General features: G+C 42.4%; 13 protein-coding genes. 12 read left to right on the forward strand and 1 reads right to left on the reverse strand.

Annotated elements, in window-relative coordinates:
- Positions 1-25: 25 nt before the first annotated feature.
- The 12 genes from pflA to EI981_RS09715 all read left to right on the forward strand — a co-directional run bounded on the left by pflA (position 26) and on the right by EI981_RS09715 (position 16,933).
- On the forward strand, positions 26-766 hold the full coding sequence (gene pflA / locus EI981_RS09660) for a pyruvate formate-lyase-activating protein (RefSeq protein WP_126997597.1): 741 nt from the start codon (positions 26-28) through the stop codon (positions 764-766).
- A 478-nt stretch (positions 767-1,244) separates the two neighbouring features.
- A complete protein-coding gene (locus EI981_RS09665) occupies positions 1,245-2,042 on the forward strand; it encodes a LytR/AlgR family response regulator transcription factor (protein ID WP_126997599.1) in 798 nt (265 codons plus the stop codon).
- A 345-nt stretch (positions 2,043-2,387) separates the two neighbouring features.
- Positions 2,388-2,711, forward strand: a complete 324-nt coding sequence (locus EI981_RS30230; RefSeq protein ID WP_418789047.1) for a MauE/DoxX family redox-associated membrane protein — start codon at positions 2,388-2,390, stop codon at positions 2,709-2,711.
- 381 nt (positions 2,712-3,092) lie between these two features.
- Positions 3,093-3,569, forward strand: a complete 477-nt coding sequence (locus EI981_RS09675) for a hypothetical protein (protein ID WP_227011781.1) — start codon at positions 3,093-3,095, stop codon at positions 3,567-3,569.
- A gap of 224 nt (positions 3,570-3,793) precedes the next feature.
- Positions 3,794-5,575, forward strand: a complete 1,782-nt coding sequence (locus EI981_RS09680; RefSeq protein ID WP_126997605.1) for an ABC transporter ATP-binding protein — start codon at positions 3,794-3,796, stop codon at positions 5,573-5,575.
- 190 nt (positions 5,576-5,765) lie between these two features.
- Entirely contained in the window at positions 5,766-7,145 is a 1,380-nt protein-coding gene (locus EI981_RS09685; RefSeq protein WP_126997607.1) for an extracellular solute-binding protein, read from the forward strand.
- A gap of 141 nt (positions 7,146-7,286) precedes the next feature.
- Positions 7,287-8,171 (forward strand): carbohydrate ABC transporter permease, encoded by an 885-nt coding sequence (locus tag EI981_RS09690; RefSeq protein ID WP_126997609.1) that lies wholly within the window; start codon positions 7,287-7,289, stop codon positions 8,169-8,171.
- Positions 8,171-8,998 (forward strand): carbohydrate ABC transporter permease, encoded by an 828-nt coding sequence (locus tag EI981_RS09695; protein ID WP_126997611.1) that lies wholly within the window; start codon positions 8,171-8,173, stop codon positions 8,996-8,998. The genes EI981_RS09690 and EI981_RS09695 overlap by 1 nt, the downstream gene beginning before the upstream one ends.
- Positions 8,999-9,026: 28 nt before the next feature.
- Positions 9,027-10,871, forward strand: coding sequence for a cache domain-containing sensor histidine kinase (locus EI981_RS09700; RefSeq protein ID WP_126997613.1), 1,845 nt, complete (start codon positions 9,027-9,029; stop codon positions 10,869-10,871).
- Positions 10,846-12,462: a response regulator transcription factor gene (locus EI981_RS09705; RefSeq protein ID WP_126997615.1), complete on the forward strand. Its 1,617-nt coding sequence runs from the start codon at positions 10,846-10,848 to the stop codon at positions 12,460-12,462. The genes EI981_RS09700 and EI981_RS09705 overlap by 26 nt, the downstream gene beginning before the upstream one ends.
- A gap of 311 nt (positions 12,463-12,773) precedes the next feature.
- Complete coding sequence (nagZ, locus tag EI981_RS09710; protein ID WP_126997617.1) at positions 12,774-14,390, forward strand: beta-N-acetylhexosaminidase; 1,617 nt, start codon at positions 12,774-12,776, stop codon at positions 14,388-14,390.
- A gap of 269 nt (positions 14,391-14,659) precedes the next feature.
- Positions 14,660-16,933 (forward strand): copper amine oxidase N-terminal domain-containing protein, encoded by a 2,274-nt coding sequence (locus EI981_RS09715; RefSeq protein ID WP_126997619.1) that lies wholly within the window; start codon positions 14,660-14,662, stop codon positions 16,931-16,933.
- Positions 16,934-17,017: 84 nt separating this feature from the next.
- On the opposite strand, the gene EI981_RS09720 is transcribed toward EI981_RS09715, so the two are convergent.
- Positions 17,018-17,710, reverse strand: a complete 693-nt coding sequence (locus EI981_RS09720) for a copper amine oxidase N-terminal domain-containing protein (protein WP_126997621.1) — start codon at positions 17,708-17,710, stop codon at positions 17,018-17,020.
- Positions 17,711-18,097: the final 387 nt, after the last annotated feature.

Consider the following 18,097-nt stretch of genomic DNA (forward strand, 5'->3'; position numbering starts at 1 on the left):
TCAATGAGAAAGGGTGGCGAACAATATGCTTAAAGGTCGTATTCATTCATTAGAAACATTCGGAACGGTAGATGGACCGGGTATACGCTTCGTACTCTTCATGCAGGGCTGCCTGCTGCAATGCCAATATTGCCATAACCCCGATACCTGGAGCCTCACGGAAGGCAAGGAAATGACAGTGGAAGAGGTCCTGGCTGAAATTGAGCCATATCTGAGCTACTATCGTTCGTCAGGCGGCGGGTTAACCGTATCCGGCGGGGAAGCGACGTTACAGGCTCCATTCGTCACTGAATTGTTCCGTGAAGTGAAGAAGCGCTGGAACCTGCACACTTGCCTGGATACGAACGGATACAATGAAGGCGATAAGATCCGCGATTTGCTGGATGTGACGGATCTGGTCATGCTTGATTTGAAGCATATCGACAATGAGAAGCATATCAAATTGACCGGCAAACCGAATGAGCGCATGTTGAACATGGCGCATTGGTTGTCTGATCATAACCGTAAAATGTGGATTCGTCACGTATTTGTACCGGGGATCCACGACGATGAACAGGATTTGATCCATCTTGGCAAGTTTATCGGCGGCCTGCATGGTGTAGAGAAGTTTGAAATACTTCCTTATCATACAATGGGGATCTATAAATGGCAGGAGCTAGGTTGGGATTACCCTCTAGAGGGCGTTCCTTCTCCAACAGCGGAGGAGATCGAACGGGCGAATCGCCTGATCGAAGAGGGGCGGCAGCAGGTAGTTACAGCGAAGTAAGTATTATATCAGTTAACTGACTTAATCCATATTACTAACCCACACAAACGGTTGAATTTGACATGACTTGTCAGATTTAACCGTTTTTTTATGTTATTTTGATTACCGACAGAGTCGTTCATCTATTCTACCTGATCACTGGATGATTTTATCCCTAAGAAGATAATTTATGATCTTACTGGTGCTGAAATATATTACTAAAATGGGGATGTAAGGAAATTGGCTCGTAACAAAATTAGTTGTTGACAACTTAATCTAATACTACAATTTACCTTTTGGTAATAATATGCATACCCAAGTATCTTTTATTTGGGTGGTTCGTATCCATTATCGGAAAAAGAAAGTCAGAGACAACAACACACAGAGAACCTGTTACTAGGCTAGCATATAATGAATATGATCGATTCGAATATCTGAATAAACTGTCAACTAACTAATTTTGCGATAGAGCAATACAAATAGAAAAAGAGGGCGAACGATGTCAAATGTGTTTAAAAAGGGATTAACCTGTGTTATTGCTGATAATCATGCTCAATCAAGGTTCAAAATAGTTGAACAAGTCACAAACTTAGGGTTCTATGTTGTTGACACACCTGCTTCTGGCGATGGATTAATTGATAGCGTTTACAAATTTATGCCTGACCTGATTATAACGGGTGTTTTATTAGATAGAACAGATGGGATAACTGCATGTGAATATATTAAAAAACAAGGATTTAACTCTCCCATCATCATTATTTCACGTTCAACTCTCTCCAAACATTATTCAGCTGCGTTTGAGTTAGAGTGTATTGACTATATTAATCTTCCTTTACCTTATGAGAGATTTAAAAGGGCGATAATGCGAGCAAAGAAAAGAATTGAACAACATAAAAAAACATTGCTTATGGAGGAAAATAACATTAAAAGAATAAGGGTAAAACATCGGTACCATACGATTGACATTAATGAAAACAGTATGATTTATATAGAAAAGGTTGATAGAAGAAAATATGAAATTTGTCTCACGGAAGGAAGAGTAATTGAAACAAGTTCTAGTTTGGAGGAAATTCAAGCGGCGTGTTCAAAGTCCATCATGAGGCCTCATCGCAGTTTTTTGGTTAACCTAGACCACATTAAAATGGTTATACCTGACCCCATAATCCAAGGAAATTATCTCATTGTATACCCTTCTATTGTTAAGAACATTCCTCTCACTCGTCGAAATTACAAACAATTTTTATATCTTACTCGCAATGAATTCTTTCAAGCCTATAATTCCAGATCAATAACCTAATAGGACAAGAATATCGCCTTTCTGGCCTATAACATCACCGTTTAATCCCTGGCTATACACATAGTGTTTTATTCCTTTTATAGTAAAGGACAGAGAATAGTTATTTAAAATTAAAACTACAAGAAAGTAAGTTATCTTTCAATGAATAGGTTTGGAGGGAGATGGGTATGAAGCTTCAACATCATCTTAATTTAATGACAATAGGAGACGACACAGTTGAGGATCTAAATCGAGCCTTTTACTCTCCATTGAGTAACCCAACTATTTATAACGGTATTAGTATTCAGTCGATTGAACCGATCTCGCCAATTTACGTGCTATGGCATGACACTCAAAGGTGATCAGATGGAATTTATATTATTTATAAACCTTCTGGTTGGTAATATTTTTTTGAGTACTGGCTTATCGAAGTGCTTTAGTTTAACAGCATTTGAAGAAGCAATATCACAGTTTACTAATTTTCGTAATCCTAAAATCATCGGGTTGATATCGCGAGCGTTTGTTGTATTGGAAATCCTATGTGGTGGCTTATTAGTTTGTTCGTTTTTATACAAGGTAGCAGCAATCCTAGTCATAGTCATGTTAATTATGTTCTCAATGTTGATTGTACGTCATCTTAATAAAAAAAACGAATCTTACTTGTCACTGTGGCGGAGCGCTAGGAAATGAAGAGATTAACATTGGAATACCAGTAAGGAATTTAGTATTAATTATTGCCTTATTATTTACGATAACAGCTCCTGAAATACCGGTTATCCTTCAACTATTAATTGAAATAGAGTACCTGAAGGCATGGTTGATAACAGAATTACTTGTGCTATGTTTATTAGCAACCTATTATTTCAGTTTAAAATTGAATGCGCTTACTAAAGTTTAGATATTTGATCCAAAGGAAAAGTGTGGTGTTTATACTTGGGATGGATAATAGGAGTTAATTTAACAATTTCGTCGCTGTTATTGTTTTGTTTTATATATTTTGGGTTGAAATCTATGCGATGGCTTAAAGTATCATTTCAGAGGATAGAGTCGAGTATTTTACCAAGTTTGTCTATGCCTGTATCTAGTTTACCCATTCCCGCACATTATGGTTTGCGTGAAAATGCAGTTTTTCCAGATATACAAGTGCTGGATATGGACACACAACAGCCGACGGCATTTGAACTTAACTTAAGGGAATCTGTTGTACTAATAACGTTACTTGGATGTCAATCGTGCGAGCAAACTTTGAAGCAGATGAAAATATATAATTTTAATGCATTTGAATTTGATATGGTCGTCTTAACGTTCCTCTATCCAGGAGTGTATTATGCTGAGGATAAGATTGCTAGACATAATGCATTCCTCAAGGCACTAAGCATAAGTAAAAAGTTTATCGTTCTTGAAGAGGCTATTAATCAATTGGAGATAACTTCATTTCCGACACTAATGCGGATAAGTCCCGATGGTAAGGTTATTGGAACATATTTGGCCGATGCTCATCAAATTGCGCCTCATTTTCAATCAAGTGGAATCGATATAGCTTCATAATGGAATGAAATAACTCTATGAAAGGAGGTGAAATAAATGGCGTGCGTATATGATCCGGGTTGCTGGGGAAACAATGGTCCACCGCTAAGAGATGATAAAACAGGAAGATGTTGCTCGAACTAATAAATGATATATCCTAGGCATTAAAAGTGAGAAATAGAACTCGATTTCTGATTCCGGGTTCTATTTCTTATTTAAATTTATTATTATAGGAGAACTTAGGAATGAAGAGAAGCCTTCATCATTTGTTTTGTATGATTATAATGTTAAAGCCCCTATTCTCCTGGAAAGTATATTTATTTATTGTTATTTTAGGAATGCTTGCGTTTTTACCCAACATACAGTTGATTGTTACGGAACATATAGGTAATGCATTACCATACTCTATTCAACAGGGACAATATGGTGAACTCATTGTTCTTTTGGTTATTCAAGCGGGGATTTTTGCGTTAATACAAATCCTTATAGCTGGAAACAGAATGTTAGAGAAACAATTAAACAGCCATTTCAAATGTTATTTACAAGAAATAGTTCATAAAAAAATGTCTAGAGTTAAAATTTCGCTTATTGAAAGAGCGGATGTTCATAATCAAATGATGACTTTGTCAAATACGCTACCTAGCTTTGGATTCCCTTTATTAATGAATTTTTTTAACTTTGCCAAATCGATTTTATCGATCTCTATCATGCTTTATGTAATGCGTAATATTCATGTCTCAGTCCTTATCATTATTGCAACTGTAAGTTTTTTGAATGTATTTATTGTACGTAAATATTATCATAGACAATTGCAAATTTATTTACAGGCGAGTGAAGACTCTAGGAAAGCAGAGTACTTATCAGGACTTTTTACAGATCGTGAACTAGCTAGTGAAGTGAGGATGTTTCAGTTAAATCAATTTATTATATCTAAGTGGAAAACACTCTTTACAAATGTAGAAAAATTACAAGTTCAATTCAAAAATAAACAAGAATTATTATATGGGTCGCTACAAATTATAACCCAAGTATTGCAGTTAGTTATGCTTATTATTTTAGTGTTATTCACTTCATTTACAGTCGGTACATACATGTTAGTCACGCAAGGACTTTTGCATTTACAGAATACGGCACATGAGTTGGTAGAATCTTTTAATCGGCTACAAGAAACGTCCATTTACTTGCCTTCTTTTTTCGAGATATTACAATTCGAAGAGGAATCAGAGGAACCACATTTAATTCAGTTCGGAGGCTTAAATCAAGGAATAAAGGTACAAAATATGTCTTTTAAATACCCCAATTCTGAACGTTATGTGTTGCAGCAAATTAACTTAACCCTACATAAAGGTGAAAAAGTAGCGATCGTTGGACATAACGGTTCGGGAAAAACATCTTTAGTGAAATGTCTGCTTGGATTATATGATCAGTATGAAGGAGAAATTGTCATTGATGATGTGTCGCTGCATGGTTATGATAAAAATTCATTTCGCAAGCATATAGCTGTGTTACTTCAAACCTATGGGAAATACCCAATGTCAGTACAAGAGAACATTTGGCTTAATAATGAGGGTGATGGCCGCAATGATCCAAAACTACAGAAAGCAACCCAATTAAGTGATTCGCAGGATTTTATAAATACACTACCTCATTTAATGGAGACACAGCTCAATCCAATATTTGATGATGGGATGGATTTGTCAGGAGGACAGTGGCAGAAGATTGGTTTAGCTCGAGCTTATTATAGGAATGCGGACATCGTTATTTTGGATGAGCCTACAGCTGCAATTGATCCATTAGCGGAAGATCGTCTTTTTCAAGGGATGCTTGCTCATTTGACGAATAAAACAGCAATTATATTGACACATAGACTTGGAATTTGCCGTTGGGTAGATAAAATCGTCGTCATGGATGGAGGAAGAATCGTTGAAATAGGTTCCCATGATAAATTAATAAATGAAGGGTCCTATTATAAAGAAATGTATGATAGTCAGCTGAAATGGTATGTCAATGCGACAGTTGCAAAATAATAGACGGATCATCACATACAAATTATAATTATTAACAAATAACCTTTTCCTCGGAGTGGAAGGGGTTATTGTCTTTTTATAGAGGATTGTATCCCCGTTATAGAAAAATGTCCTCCTTATCAAAAATGGAATCGCTTTCTATAATGAAGATGTAACATACAAACCGATCTTGAGGAGGGTCCAAAGAAATATGAAGAAGAGTTTGACGCTGTTACTATCCCTGTTCTTCGTAGCTTCAGCATTGCTTGCTGGTTGTGGAAGTTCCAATGACAAGAACACAGCGGACAAAGGCAGTGCGGGAACGAATAACAAGCCTGCTAACGAAGCAAAGGTAAGTGATGAACCGTTTGAAATTACGATTCGCCACACACAAATCGGGGAAGCGAAGAAATTCCGCTTGGCTATTCTGGAAGATGTGGTGAAGAAGACGCAAGAGGCTGTTCCTGGTTTAACAATCAAGTTGGACGGCGTGGATTCGGAAGTTAACCGTAAGGAGAAGCTGAGAGGCGAAATGGCTGCGGGCAAGCCGCCGGAAGTGTTTGACGTATTCGGCAGCCCGGATGCAGCATTGTATGCTAAGGAAGGCTTAATGCTCGACCTTACTTCGATTCTCGATGAGCTTGGACTTAAAGATAAATTCAGTGACTTGGGTCCATTTACTCATGACGGTAAAGTTTATGGCCTGCCAATTGGCGGATCGATCGAAGGTATTTTCTACAATAAAGAATATTTCGAACAAAAGAGTCTGACGGTTCCTAAGACACTCGATGAATTGGAAGCGATTGCGGAGAAGATTAAATCAGACGGCAAGATTCCGTTCGCTCAATCATCCAAGGATGCTTGGATTCCACTGATGACGACGAATAACCTATGGTCCTACTATGCTGGTCCGGAGGTCACTTACGGATTCAAGACGGGTGAGACAAAATGGACCGACGAGAACGTGGTTAAAGGCGTAGCCAAGCACCAGGAATGGGTGCAAAAAGGCTACTTTAAGAAAGGCGAGCTTGGTTTTGAATATGCAGATATGAGAAACCAAGTGATTACCGGCGAAGCGATCATGATGATGGACGGATCGTGGGCGAACTCGGTGTTCAGAGATCCGGCACAAGCTGGTGACCTGGTAGGTAAGATTGGTTACTTCAGTATGCCACCTCTGAAAGAAGGAGACCCATTCGTTGTCATGCAGGATTCGAATAACGGTTATGGCTTCTCCAGTTCTGTTGGCGAAGATCCTCGCAAATTGGCAGCAGTCAAGGAATTCATCAAGAATATGTGGACAGATGAAATGCAGCTGCGCGGCCTGAAGGAAGACGGTGTACTTCCTGCCCTGAAGATGGATCTGGAGCAAATGAAGACAACATCCGATGATCCGTTAATGCAAGATATTTTCAAAGCTGTAAGTGAAATTGGAAAACCATTCCCTGCCTTTGATGCGCTTGTTCAAGCAGAAGTTAACACTGCAATTGGCATGGGTATCCAGCAAATTATCGGAGGAGAAATCGATCCTCAGAAGATGCTGGAGAATGTGCAAGCCGCTCAAGACGCAGCTAATGCAGCTGGCGAGTAATTATTTCTGAACAACCTCTTTAGTTAGAAAAGGGCGCCACCCGCCTCGACTTTGTGGGGGCGCCCTTTCTGACTAAATGGAAAGATAGATAGAACTTAGGAGCAGAAGAAACGAATATCAAAGATTACAACGGAGGTTACCATGAATAAAGCACTAAGAAATCCGCTGATATATGTCTTGTTCATATTGCCTGCCTTCATCTTGTTTCTGGCCTTTTTTATCTATCCGGTATTTACAGCGGTCAACAATAGTTTCACTAGCTGGAACGGGATATCTAAGAACGTTCATTATATCGGATTTGATAACTATGTGCAGGCATTTAACGATCTTGCTTTCTGGAAGTCAGTAAGAAATAACGTCTATTTTATCTTGTTCTCATGTTTTATCCAAGTTCCGCTCATTATCATCTTCTCATTGTTAATAGCTAACGTGAAACGCTTTAAGGGGTTATACAAGACGGCAGTATTTATGCCTTCGATTATGTCGACGGCAGTTATCGGGATTCTATGGGGCTTCATTTATAACCCGGATTTCGGTCTGGCTAATGAGGTACTCGGACTCTTCGGTGTATCGCCAGTCTACTGGCTGTCTGATAAGAACTGGGCCATGATATCGATCCTGATTACGAATGCTTGGCAATGGACCGGCTTCTACATCGTAATGGTGCTTGCAGCCATCCTCTCTATTCCTAAAGAACTGGATGAGGCGGCGGCAATTGACGGGGCAACTGGATTCCAACGAGCTACCAAAATTACACTTCCACTCATTATGCCAATTGTATCAGTCGTTATTATGTTGTCCATCGCTGGTGCGATGAAGGCTGCAGATATCGTGCTCGTCATGACTAAGGGCGGCCCTGCAGGCTCGACGGATGTTATGGCAACATACATGATCCGTTATGCGATTACAAGCTTTAGACATGGCTTCGGTAATTCCATCGCTGTATTGATCTTCGTATTTACGATAATCATCACAGTATTATATCAAGTCTTGATTGCAAAACGGACGGAAAGGATTGAATACTGATGAGAGCAATAAAGAAGACTATTCCGCATATATTTCTAATGGGCTACTTGCTGATCATTCTGTATCCGTTCCTGTTTGTCGTCTTCTCATCATTTAAGACGAACAATCAGGATATCGCTTCTAATCCGTTCGGACTTCCAGGCTCGATCTCATTTGATAACTACGTAAATGCTTGGGTCAATGCAAAGATCAGCACTTATTTCTTGAACAGTTTGTATATCGGGATTCTCGCTGCCTGTGTATCGATTCTTTTTGCAGCGATGCTGTCCTTTGCAGTTACGCGTATGCGCTATAATAAGATCAGTGCAATCGTGTTTCAATTAATTTTGCTGGGGATGCTGATCCCGAATAACTCTTTGCTGCTTCCAATCTATGGTATTATGAGAAAGCTGGATATTCTCGATACGCATATGGCGCTGATCCTGCCTTATGTCGCTAACGCAATTCCATTCTCGGTTGTCATCCTAGCAGCTTTTATGCGGTCTCTTCCGGGAGAAATCGAAGAGGCGGCGGTTATTGATGGATTGAGCTCTGCCGGACTGTTTGCTAGAATAATAATACCACTAACTATACCGGCGATCGTGACCGTTTTCATCATCAACTTCCTGGGCAACTGGAACGAGTTCTTGCTAGCGAACTATTTCCTGTCCAATGACGCGCTGAAAACGCTTCCGGTTGGTATGGTAGGTTTCAGGGACGCCTACAACACGAACTACGCACAAATGTCCGCTGGGATTGTCTTTAGCGTTGTGCCAGTCATGATTATCTACGCGATTTTGCAAGAGCAAATTATTGAAGGGGTCACGGCGGGCAGCGTTAAGGGCTAATTACTAGATTGGTCGGGAGCTCATGCGTATGAATCTGCGAATTAAATTGTTTACCGCTTTTCTGGGGCTGGTGATCATCCCTTTATTTATCCTCGGCATTATTACGTTTCTAGTCAGCTTTAATTCGATAGAGACGAAGTATAGCCAGCAGTCGGAATATTCGCTGAAGGCGATCGGCTATAGCATCAAGAACGTATTCTATGAAATGGATAATGTAACCGATAACGGCATTGCCAAAGGGGTGTTCCAACAGGCGTTGATTGCCAAAGACCCGGATTCGCAGGATTTGACGGCATCGAGCCAGCTTGAGCTTAATGCGAACCAGAAGAACTTTCGGTCGCTGCTCTATAATCACCCAGCGATTGATTACGCCTTTTTGTACAATGTGCATGGGCGTGTTGGATCGAATGTGATTACAATTTTTAATAAAGAGAATTTTCAGACTTTACCTTACGAACAGTTTAAGGAGCATCCACTGTATGATGAAGTTGTGTCTCTCAGAGGGATGCCGCTATGGATTGCGCCTCATGAGTACCCTGAATTTACTGGCTCGGACAATGTATTTACGCAGATCCGCTTGATTAAAGATTTGAACAATCTGCGTAGCGTAGGTATTCTGGTTGTTCAGATTAAAAACTGGGAATTTGAGAAGATATTTCAGAACCTCAGGCTGGGCAGTAGTATGAAGGATACACGCTTCATGCTGGTCAATAACAAGGGCCAAGTATTGTATGATTACAAATCCGAAATGGTTGGGCAATCCTTGGAACCAAACATTATGAAGAAGCTTGAGGGTGGGGGGACTTATCAGAGCTTCAAGGCTAAGTTCAATGGGGAAGAGAGTGTCATTTCCGCCTATGACTTGAAGGAGTATCCTTGGAAGCTCGTCTCTGTAACATCTTGGCGCTATTTGTCGCGTGAGGTTGTGACTTTTGCCAATTGGTTCGTTATTATCTTCTTCGTATGTGTCGTAACAGCTCTGTTGTTCAACCTGTTGTTCATGAACCGGATTACAGGCACGATTGGCGTCATCGTCAGATTCATGCGCAAGGTCGAGGATGGGGACTTGAGTGCGCGCGTGGATGAGAAGGGCGATGATGAGCTATTGCTTCTGCAGCAAGGCTTCAACAATCAGATGGTCAAAATTAACGAATTGTTCGAGCAGGTTAAGAGAGAGCAGTTCCAGAAGGCTAATGCGGAGCTGAGAGTGCTGCAAGCCCAGATCAAGCCGCATTTTCTATTTAATACACTGGAATCTATTAATGTTCTGGCTGTCCAGAATGAAGGCCGCAAGGTCAGCGAGATGGTGCTGCGGCTCGCTAACATATTACGGATCAGCATTCAGGACAAGGAGGAGATTAGCCTCAGCCTGGAAATCGAACATTTAAAAAATTATTTGGAGATTCAGAAGTTCAGATTTGATGATCTGTTCGATTATGAAATTGATATTCCGGATGAGATGATGGGCTGCCAGCTTCTCAAGCTTACCCTTCAGCCGCTTGTGGAGAACAGCATCCAGCATGGTTTTGAAGGGATCGAGTATCAGGGAATGATCAAGGTCACTGGAAGGATGGAGGCGGATCGGATCACGCTTCGGGTCGAAGATAATGGAATTGGGATGACGAACGAAGCGCTGTCCAAGATCCAATACCTGGATTGGGATAATCCAGCCTACCATGAATCTGGATCTTATCCTAATCATGAGCGAAGAGGCCTGGGGCTGAGAAGTGTGTATGATCGCCTCCGGCTTAAATACGGAGTTAGATACGGGTTGTTCATCTGTTCGCAGCCTGGATACGGTACGGTGATTCAATGTGTGATTCCTAAATATGAATTGGGTGATAAAAATGAGACTGAAGGCGTTATTAGTTGATGATGAGGTTCATATCCTGAACAATCTATCGAAGGTGCTGCCTTGGGAGGATCTGGGCTTTGAAATTATCGGCTTGGCTAAGAACGGTGTGGACGCTTTGGAGGCGGCTACCCTGCATCATCCCGATTTGATTTTATGTGATATCCGAATGCCGGTAATGGATGGTTTGACGCTGATCCAGAAGGTTAGAGAACAGGGATTAACCGGGGAAATCCTTCTTCTGACAGGCTATCAGGAATTTGAATATGCACGTACCGCGATTCGCTACGGGGTTCGCGATTATATTTGCAAGCCGATCAACTACTTCGAATTGGAAGAAACGGTAAGGAAGCTGGCGAAGCAGATCATCGAGAAGAAGAAGCAGAAGAACAAAGAGCAGCTCTTAAGCCGGGTAGAATCCCTGGCTAATGAGAATATTCTGATTCATTCCTTATTGGGACAAGAGGCAGTCAAAGAGGATGAATTGTGGCAGGATGAGGAAGGCGCAGGTCACCCAGATAGCTATGCCGTATTGCTGCTGGATATGGACGGCTACGCGCACGAGTCCATCTCCTGGCCTGCCCCTGAACGGAAGGCATGGAATCTGGAGATCAAGTTGAAATTGAAGGAGCTGTTCCAGCCCCTGCTCAGAGATTACACGGTGCTTCAGGTACGCGAAGGAGAATGGTGTATCATCTTCGACACTGTCGTAAATCAGCCTATAGCAATGGAAGCCTTGAGCCTAGTGCATGAGAAATTGCAAGCGATGGTTAAAGACAAGCCGCATATGCTCATCCGTATGTGTCTGGGGCAAGAACCTCGCTCCTTGAGTGAAATATCCGCGGTTTATCAGCGCATGCAGCAGATTCTGATTCTTAACCCGTCGCAGGGATGGTTTACTGATATTTCAAATGTGAGTGAAGATCTTTTTGAGCCTATTCCTAGCGGCGTTCTCGGCGTAGTAGATGCGCAGTGGCACTGGGTTGAGCAATTCGGAAGTGGCCTGCGGAATGGTAATTATGAAGCGTTGACGCAGATGATCAGTGATTTGAAAGCTTATGTAGCCCGTCTGAATGAGACCTCGGTCGGTAGGGCCGAGAAGCTGTTGTATTACTTGCTCATTCATTTATTGCGTGAAATGCGTGAAATGCAGATGCTCCCTGGAGAACAAGAGGAAGCCGTCTGGTTACGACTTCAGGAAACGCTCAGCGTAAAGGAACTGATATCGTTGATCGTCTCACTGATTGAGCGTTATAAGGATTCGCTCTCGACGAAGAAATCATCGGAGGTACTGATGATGTCGGCGCAGAATTATATTCAGCAGAATCTGGGATCTGACTTCGGCATCGAGGATATTTCCGATTTCCTTGGCATTAGTTGCAGTTATTTCTGCCTGCTCTTCAAGAATCATTTCGGGGAAACTTTTGTGGAGTATCTGACGAGACAACGGATTGAGACGGCGAAGTATATGCTAAGCGGCAGTGAGAAGTCGATCACACAGATCGGTGCCGAGGTAGGCTATCAGGAGCGTCGTTATTTTACCAAGGTGTTCCAAAAGTATACTGGCATGACTCCCTCAGAATATCGCTTGAAGGACTCACCGGCATCTTAAAAGTAGGGGGCCCAAAAGGGGCGGAGCGTACGTAGTGGGTACCTGAGCACCTGAGATGTTTCCATAGGAAACATAACTTCGTAAGCATCCGCTTAAGCCCGGCTGAATTCAAAATTCGATGTCGATGAAGCAACCCGTCCTACTTCGTGTTAGATTATAGAATTTATAAGTTATCAGCGTAGCTGATGAAGTTCTATATCGCAAGAAAACCTACCGTTGAATCGCGGTCGCTCATCCTTGAAGTGGCCTCGATTGGTTTTCTTATCAAAGGAGGACTTTTTAAATAACCTCTAAAAATGGGAAGGTGAATAATGTTGGACTTGACTCAGTGGACTCTAGAGCAGAAGATTGGCCAATTGTTTATTTGCGGATTTCATAGCTTGACGCCTGATGAGCAAATAACTACATTGACTGGGAAATATCATGTCGGCGGTGTTGTATACTTCCGTCGTAATATTGAATCGGTTCGGCAGCTTGCCACGTTGTCGCACAATCTGCAGAAGCTTCCTCGCAGCCATTCCGATATTCCGCTCATTATATCGATCGACCAAGAGGGCGGTATGGTCGCCCGTCTCGATCATGACGGAATTAGCCGTATTCCAGGGAATATGACACTTGGAGCCGTAGACGACCTGCAATTGACCTATGATGTAGCCAAGCTGGCTGCTGAGGAGATGCTGGCGCTCGGTATCAACATGAACTTTGCCCCATGTATTGATGTGAATAACAATCCGGCCAATCCAGTCATCGGCGTCAGATCCTTTGGTGAAGATCCTACCAAGGTAGCTGAGCATGGCGTAGCAGCCACCCGAGGATATCAAGAGCATGGCGTCATTGCGACGGTTAAGCATTTTCCTGGGCATGGGGATACGGCGGTTGACTCGCATCTTGGCCTGGCTGTTGTGCCTCATGACAAGGAAAGGCTGCATCACATCGAATTGCTTCCTTTCCGCAAGGGGATTGAAGCAGGTGCCGATGCAGTGATGACGGCTCATGTCATCTTCCCGGCCTTTGAGACGGAGGAGATTCCAGCTACTTTATCGCGCCGTGTACTGACAGAGCTTCTTCGTGAAGAAATGGGCTTTGACGGTGTCATCGTAACGGATTGCCTTGAGATGCATGCTATAGCTAAGAGCTGCGGCATCGCCGAAGGAGCGGTACGGGCGATCGAGGCGGGTGCCGATCTTGTGCTGGTCAGTCACACACTTAGCGATCAGATTGCCGCTATAGAAGCAGTGAGGGAAGCGGTAGTAAGTGGCCGGATCAGTGAAGATCGAATTAATCAATCGCTGCAGCGGATATTGGAATTGAAGGCGAATCGAATTGCACCTTCCACAGGAACTGATCCTTTGAGTGTACCTGTTCCACTTACGCCTCAAGTGGATAGTGAGGCATTGCTAAGGGAAGTTGCCGAGCGGAGTGTAACGCTTGTGCGGGATTCCGGCAATCTGCCTCTGAACAAGCAGAAGCCTCTGCTTGTGATCTGGCCTGAACTGCGGCATCGCACTGAGGTCGATGAACCTTCGGTACATCAATATACGCTGCTCAACGCCTTGCAGCCATATAGCGATAAGGTCAGCTTATCAGTGATCGGAACACGCCCGGACGAAGGGGAAGTGCTAGAGGTGCTGAAGCGCAGCACTGATTTTGAACAGATTGTCGTGGTCACCTATACGGCAGAAGGCGAGATTCCGGAAGGACAGAGCCACCTGGTCAATGCGCTGAATCGGATGCACGGCGCAAGTGTCGTCGTTATTTCGACCCGGAATCCGTACGATGTCGAATCATTCAAGGATGTGGGCACGTATATTTGCTTATACGAGAATCGACAGTTCTCTCTGGATGCCGTAGCCAAAGTATTGATGGGTGAGTTTACGCCGCAAGGAAAGCTTCCAGTTAGCCTGAAGTTAGAGGAAATCACGAACTAATAGCTAGATATAGTATAGGCCTGGCAGAGACATCGTTCTTTGCTGGGCTATTTTTATGAGGGAAGTGATGGGACTACGCGGGATCACAATACAAATAATAGATGAACTCATCAACAACAGAAATTAAACTGGAAAATCTCTGGAATGTCAGATACAATAGTTTCGTTGTTGTTTTTTTATTTTATGACAAGAAGCAACTTTTTTCGTTTACATGCGTTTAACATTATGTGATTGTCAGAGAGACAAAATGGGAGTAGAAGGAGCTAGACATGAATTTCAAAAAATTAATTATCACTACGATTATTATTGCATCGCAATTAGCAATGGTTATTCCTGTAAGCGCTGAAGAAGCAGCTAAGCAAGATACAGTTAGCGCTGTTCAACAGCAATCTACTGTTACATCGAATAATTTGGGAGCTAACGAGGCTACCACTTCGAATAGCAATGCAACTAATCCTGGTCAAGAGGGTCAAGTGACTAACGAGGATTCGACGGGTCAGGACACATCAGTTACTGGAGAGAACGGTAAGACTGAGGGGACTGGTGACAATAGCGGCGCGGAGGAAGGCCAGACGGAGCAACCGACTGGGACTGACGAAGGCCAAGATGCCGATGGCTCGAATTCTTCAACGACTAACCCAGCCACGACTACAAATGCCACTGCCGGAGCCGGACAACTGGTTCTAATGATGAACAGCAATAAGATGTATCAAGGCGGCAAAGAATACATAGCCGGCTATCCGATGGAAGTGAAGAACGGCGTTTCCTACGTTTCGATCCGTGCCATCGTTGAGCGTGCCGGTTTGCAGCTTTCTTTTGACAATAAGACCAAAGAGACGATTATTTCTCGCGGCAATGACGAGCTCCGCTTCAAGCTGGACACATCAAATTACCGTGTGAACGGCGTCGTTACGCCGATGAAGGGCAAGTCTTATTCGGCCAAGAACAATTTCATGGTGCCTTTGACGGCGATTACGAAGGCGCTTGGTATTCCATATACAGTAGATAATGTCGGTAAGCGTGTTATTCTGAATCTATCGACGAAGCCTGTAGCATCCTTCTCGATTGGCAACAAGGAAGTGATCGCAGGGGAGACAGACGTTCAATATTTGACAAATTCCTATTCCCCGAGCGGGCTTGAGATCGTAAATGAGGAGTGGACAGGGCGCCAGGATAAGTTCACGGACCCGGGGACTTATACGGTAACCTATCGTGTTCAGGATTCCAACGGGCAGTGGAGTGATCCGTTCTCTCTGAAGATTAACGTTGGGAAGCCGCATACTCCGCCTCTTGCCAATTTCATGACCGACAAAGATACGTATAAGATGGGTGAACTGATCACTTATACTGACCTTAGTTCAGATGAAGTAGGCATTAAGGAACTAGTGTGGGAAAATAACGAGCGTGCCTTCTTTACGCCAGGGCAGATGACGATCCGCCTGAAGGTAGTCAATGTATTTGGATTATCTTCCACGGTAGAGCGTACGATCACGATTACGAACGAGACGTTGTATAACCGCGACGATTTCAATAAATTATTCACGCCAGTTGGTGAGAAATACGCTTTTGACGGCACATCTGTCCCATCTTGGGAGAGAGTGAACTACTCGATTTCTTCCGATCCTGTAACATTGATCCGCAGCAACAGCCCAGAGACTGTATATTCGGAAGGTAGAGTATATAAAGAAACGGCAAGCGGCGCAATGCGCTTCATGGTTCACCATGTGAACTCCACGGGCAAGAACATGAAGATGTATGTTGTTGCTACGAATAAGAATGAGACAACTGCTCGTCTGACACAGAATAGCCTCGGTTTTGGTGGACCAAGTCAGTATGCGACGGCTGCAGGAAAAGTTTCGGTTGAACGATATTACAAATCTTTGCAAACCGGTGGTCAATATAAGGATGTTTGGATCGCCCCAGGAGAGAGCAAGGTTATTATGCCAGAGCTTAATGCTACAACGATGAAGCAAGGGGACGTAATATCTCTGTTTGCTGATATGTATAGCGATCAATCACTAGAGTTTAATGTAATCATGATTGATCCGAATAAAGACCCTCTTGCAATAGCACAGTCGCCGTCGCTTCCAAACTTGAAAGAAGATGTTCACAATCGTGGAACCTATGAGGATTCGACTCGATATTTCCAATATAATGATCTAGTTGGAACTACTCGACAAAGACTGCTTATCGGTGATAATTCCAATGATCCGTTCCAGGTTGGGTATGATGGTATAACAAATGCTTATAAACTCAATGCTGGTAACTTTGGAATGTTGTATAAAATTAAGCTGTATCGTGTTGCTCCAAATACACTGATTACGTTTAATCCACGTGGCGGTAGATATTCCGGTTCGATCATGGTGAACGGCGATATCGTACAATTGTCTACAGGTGGTTCGCTTAGCGCACCGAATGATGCCAACGTATTGTTCCGCACAGGCGATCGTGAACAGACCGTTGAATTTGTCTTCACAGCTGCACCAGGCAGCAACTTGTCCGTCAACCTGCTGCTCCAGCCGTTGCCGGAAGCGAAGCAATAATTTAATTTATATTATTAAAAAGCGTCCCGAGTCATCTTTGATGGCTTGGGACGCTTTTTTTGTTGATATTAATCCACCTTACATTTATTCAGAAACATCGGTGAATGTTAAACCAGGGAAAACGGTATAATTCTTTAATTGGGTATCACTGATTATGTTTGCATAATCTATAAGGTATCCCTTGCTCATATATGGAGAGACATCAAATTCCCATTTAGCCACAAACGGTGTGGATAAGTTCATGTAATGAACTATTTTTACAAGTATTTTGTATTGGACTCCATTTTGTAATTCTCCTATCTTTTTAGCATCTAATATTTTTAGTTCTAAAATGGAAGGATACACTCCTCCTCCTGCTAGTTCAATTGAGCCATTTTCAATGTAACTAGGGGCTATTGTTTTTTTCCAGGCTTCTTCGTCTCTTGAATCATACGCAGTCAAATACTGATTAATTATAGATACAATTTCTGCCCATTCTCCTCCAGAAGTATTTATTTCCTCATTCCATATATCGGGAGTAGAAAGCGGAGTTCCTGTTTTTTGATTAATAATTACGGTTTGATTTTTAGAATCCCAGGTTACATCAGCACCTAACGCCTTAGAAATCGTACTAATTGGTACCATGACTCTTCCATCAGTATTACGGGGGGAAACGTCAGTAGGTATTGTTTGTCCATTAACAACTATTGTGATTTTCCCGCTAGCGAATGCCCCTCCAATTAATACAGATGTAAGAGCAAAAACAAGTGAAGCAACGATGATTAACTTTCTTTTCATTTCTAAACCTCCAAAAATTTTAGTTTAGGTAGAACCAACAACACTTTTGATGATCACGAATAGATTTCAAACGTATTGCTAGCTTTTCCCGGCTGTTCCTATAATCCCATTTGTGGTAGAATCATTCAATGGTTTAGACGTTGTTCTTTGCTGAAAGTTGCTTTATTTCCTATAGAGGAAGAAAAGAAGAAATGTTGATTTTAGGTTGAGTCTAGGCATGAATTTATCAATTGTCGTCTGCATAATTAGGCATTATACTTAAATCATAAATCAATCGGTGTGAAGCACATGCCGCTTTAATATGAGCATCCGTTTATGGTTGCCATATTGGAGCGGCTTTTTTGTGTGCTTATGATCAGTATTGTAGCCAATAGAGTTACGAAGGGA

The organism is Paenibacillus lutimineralis, assembly GCF_003991425.1.
In the GTDB taxonomy this organism is placed as follows: Bacteria; Bacillota; Bacilli; order Paenibacillales; family Paenibacillaceae; genus Fontibacillus; species Fontibacillus lutimineralis.

What these genes read in the sequence shown, in the direction of transcription:
- EI981_RS09695 (WP_126997611.1), top strand. Translation starts at nt 8,171, where the DNA reads ATGAGAGCAATAAAGAAGACTATTCCGCATATATTTCTAATGGGCTAC.
- EI981_RS09675 (WP_227011781.1), top strand. Translation starts at nt 3,093, where the DNA reads ATGCCTGTATCTAGTTTACCCATTCCCGCACATTATGGTTTGCGTGAA.
- EI981_RS09700 (WP_126997613.1), top strand. Translation starts at nt 9,027, where the DNA reads ATGAATCTGCGAATTAAATTGTTTACCGCTTTTCTGGGGCTGGTGATC.
- EI981_RS09690 (WP_126997609.1), top strand. Translation starts at nt 7,287, where the DNA reads ATGAATAAAGCACTAAGAAATCCGCTGATATATGTCTTGTTCATATTG.
- EI981_RS09680 (WP_126997605.1), top strand. Translation starts at nt 3,794, where the DNA reads ATGAAGAGAAGCCTTCATCATTTGTTTTGTATGATTATAATGTTAAAG.
- EI981_RS09665 (WP_126997599.1), top strand. Translation starts at nt 1,245, where the DNA reads ATGTCAAATGTGTTTAAAAAGGGATTAACCTGTGTTATTGCTGATAAT.
- EI981_RS09715 (WP_126997619.1), top strand. Translation starts at nt 14,660, where the DNA reads ATGAATTTCAAAAAATTAATTATCACTACGATTATTATTGCATCGCAA.
- EI981_RS30230 (WP_418789047.1), top strand. Translation starts at nt 2,388, where the DNA reads ATGGAATTTATATTATTTATAAACCTTCTGGTTGGTAATATTTTTTTG.
- EI981_RS09705 (WP_126997615.1), top strand. Translation starts at nt 10,846, where the DNA reads ATGAGACTGAAGGCGTTATTAGTTGATGATGAGGTTCATATCCTGAAC.
- EI981_RS09720 (WP_126997621.1), bottom strand. Translation starts at nt 17,710, where the DNA reads ATGAAAAGAAAGTTAATCATCGTTGCTTCACTTGTTTTTGCTCTTACA.
- EI981_RS09685 (WP_126997607.1), top strand. Translation starts at nt 5,766, where the DNA reads ATGAAGAAGAGTTTGACGCTGTTACTATCCCTGTTCTTCGTAGCTTCA.
- nagZ (WP_126997617.1), top strand. Translation starts at nt 12,774, where the DNA reads ATGTTGGACTTGACTCAGTGGACTCTAGAGCAGAAGATTGGCCAATTG.
- pflA (WP_126997597.1), top strand. Translation starts at nt 26, where the DNA reads ATGCTTAAAGGTCGTATTCATTCATTAGAAACATTCGGAACGGTAGAT.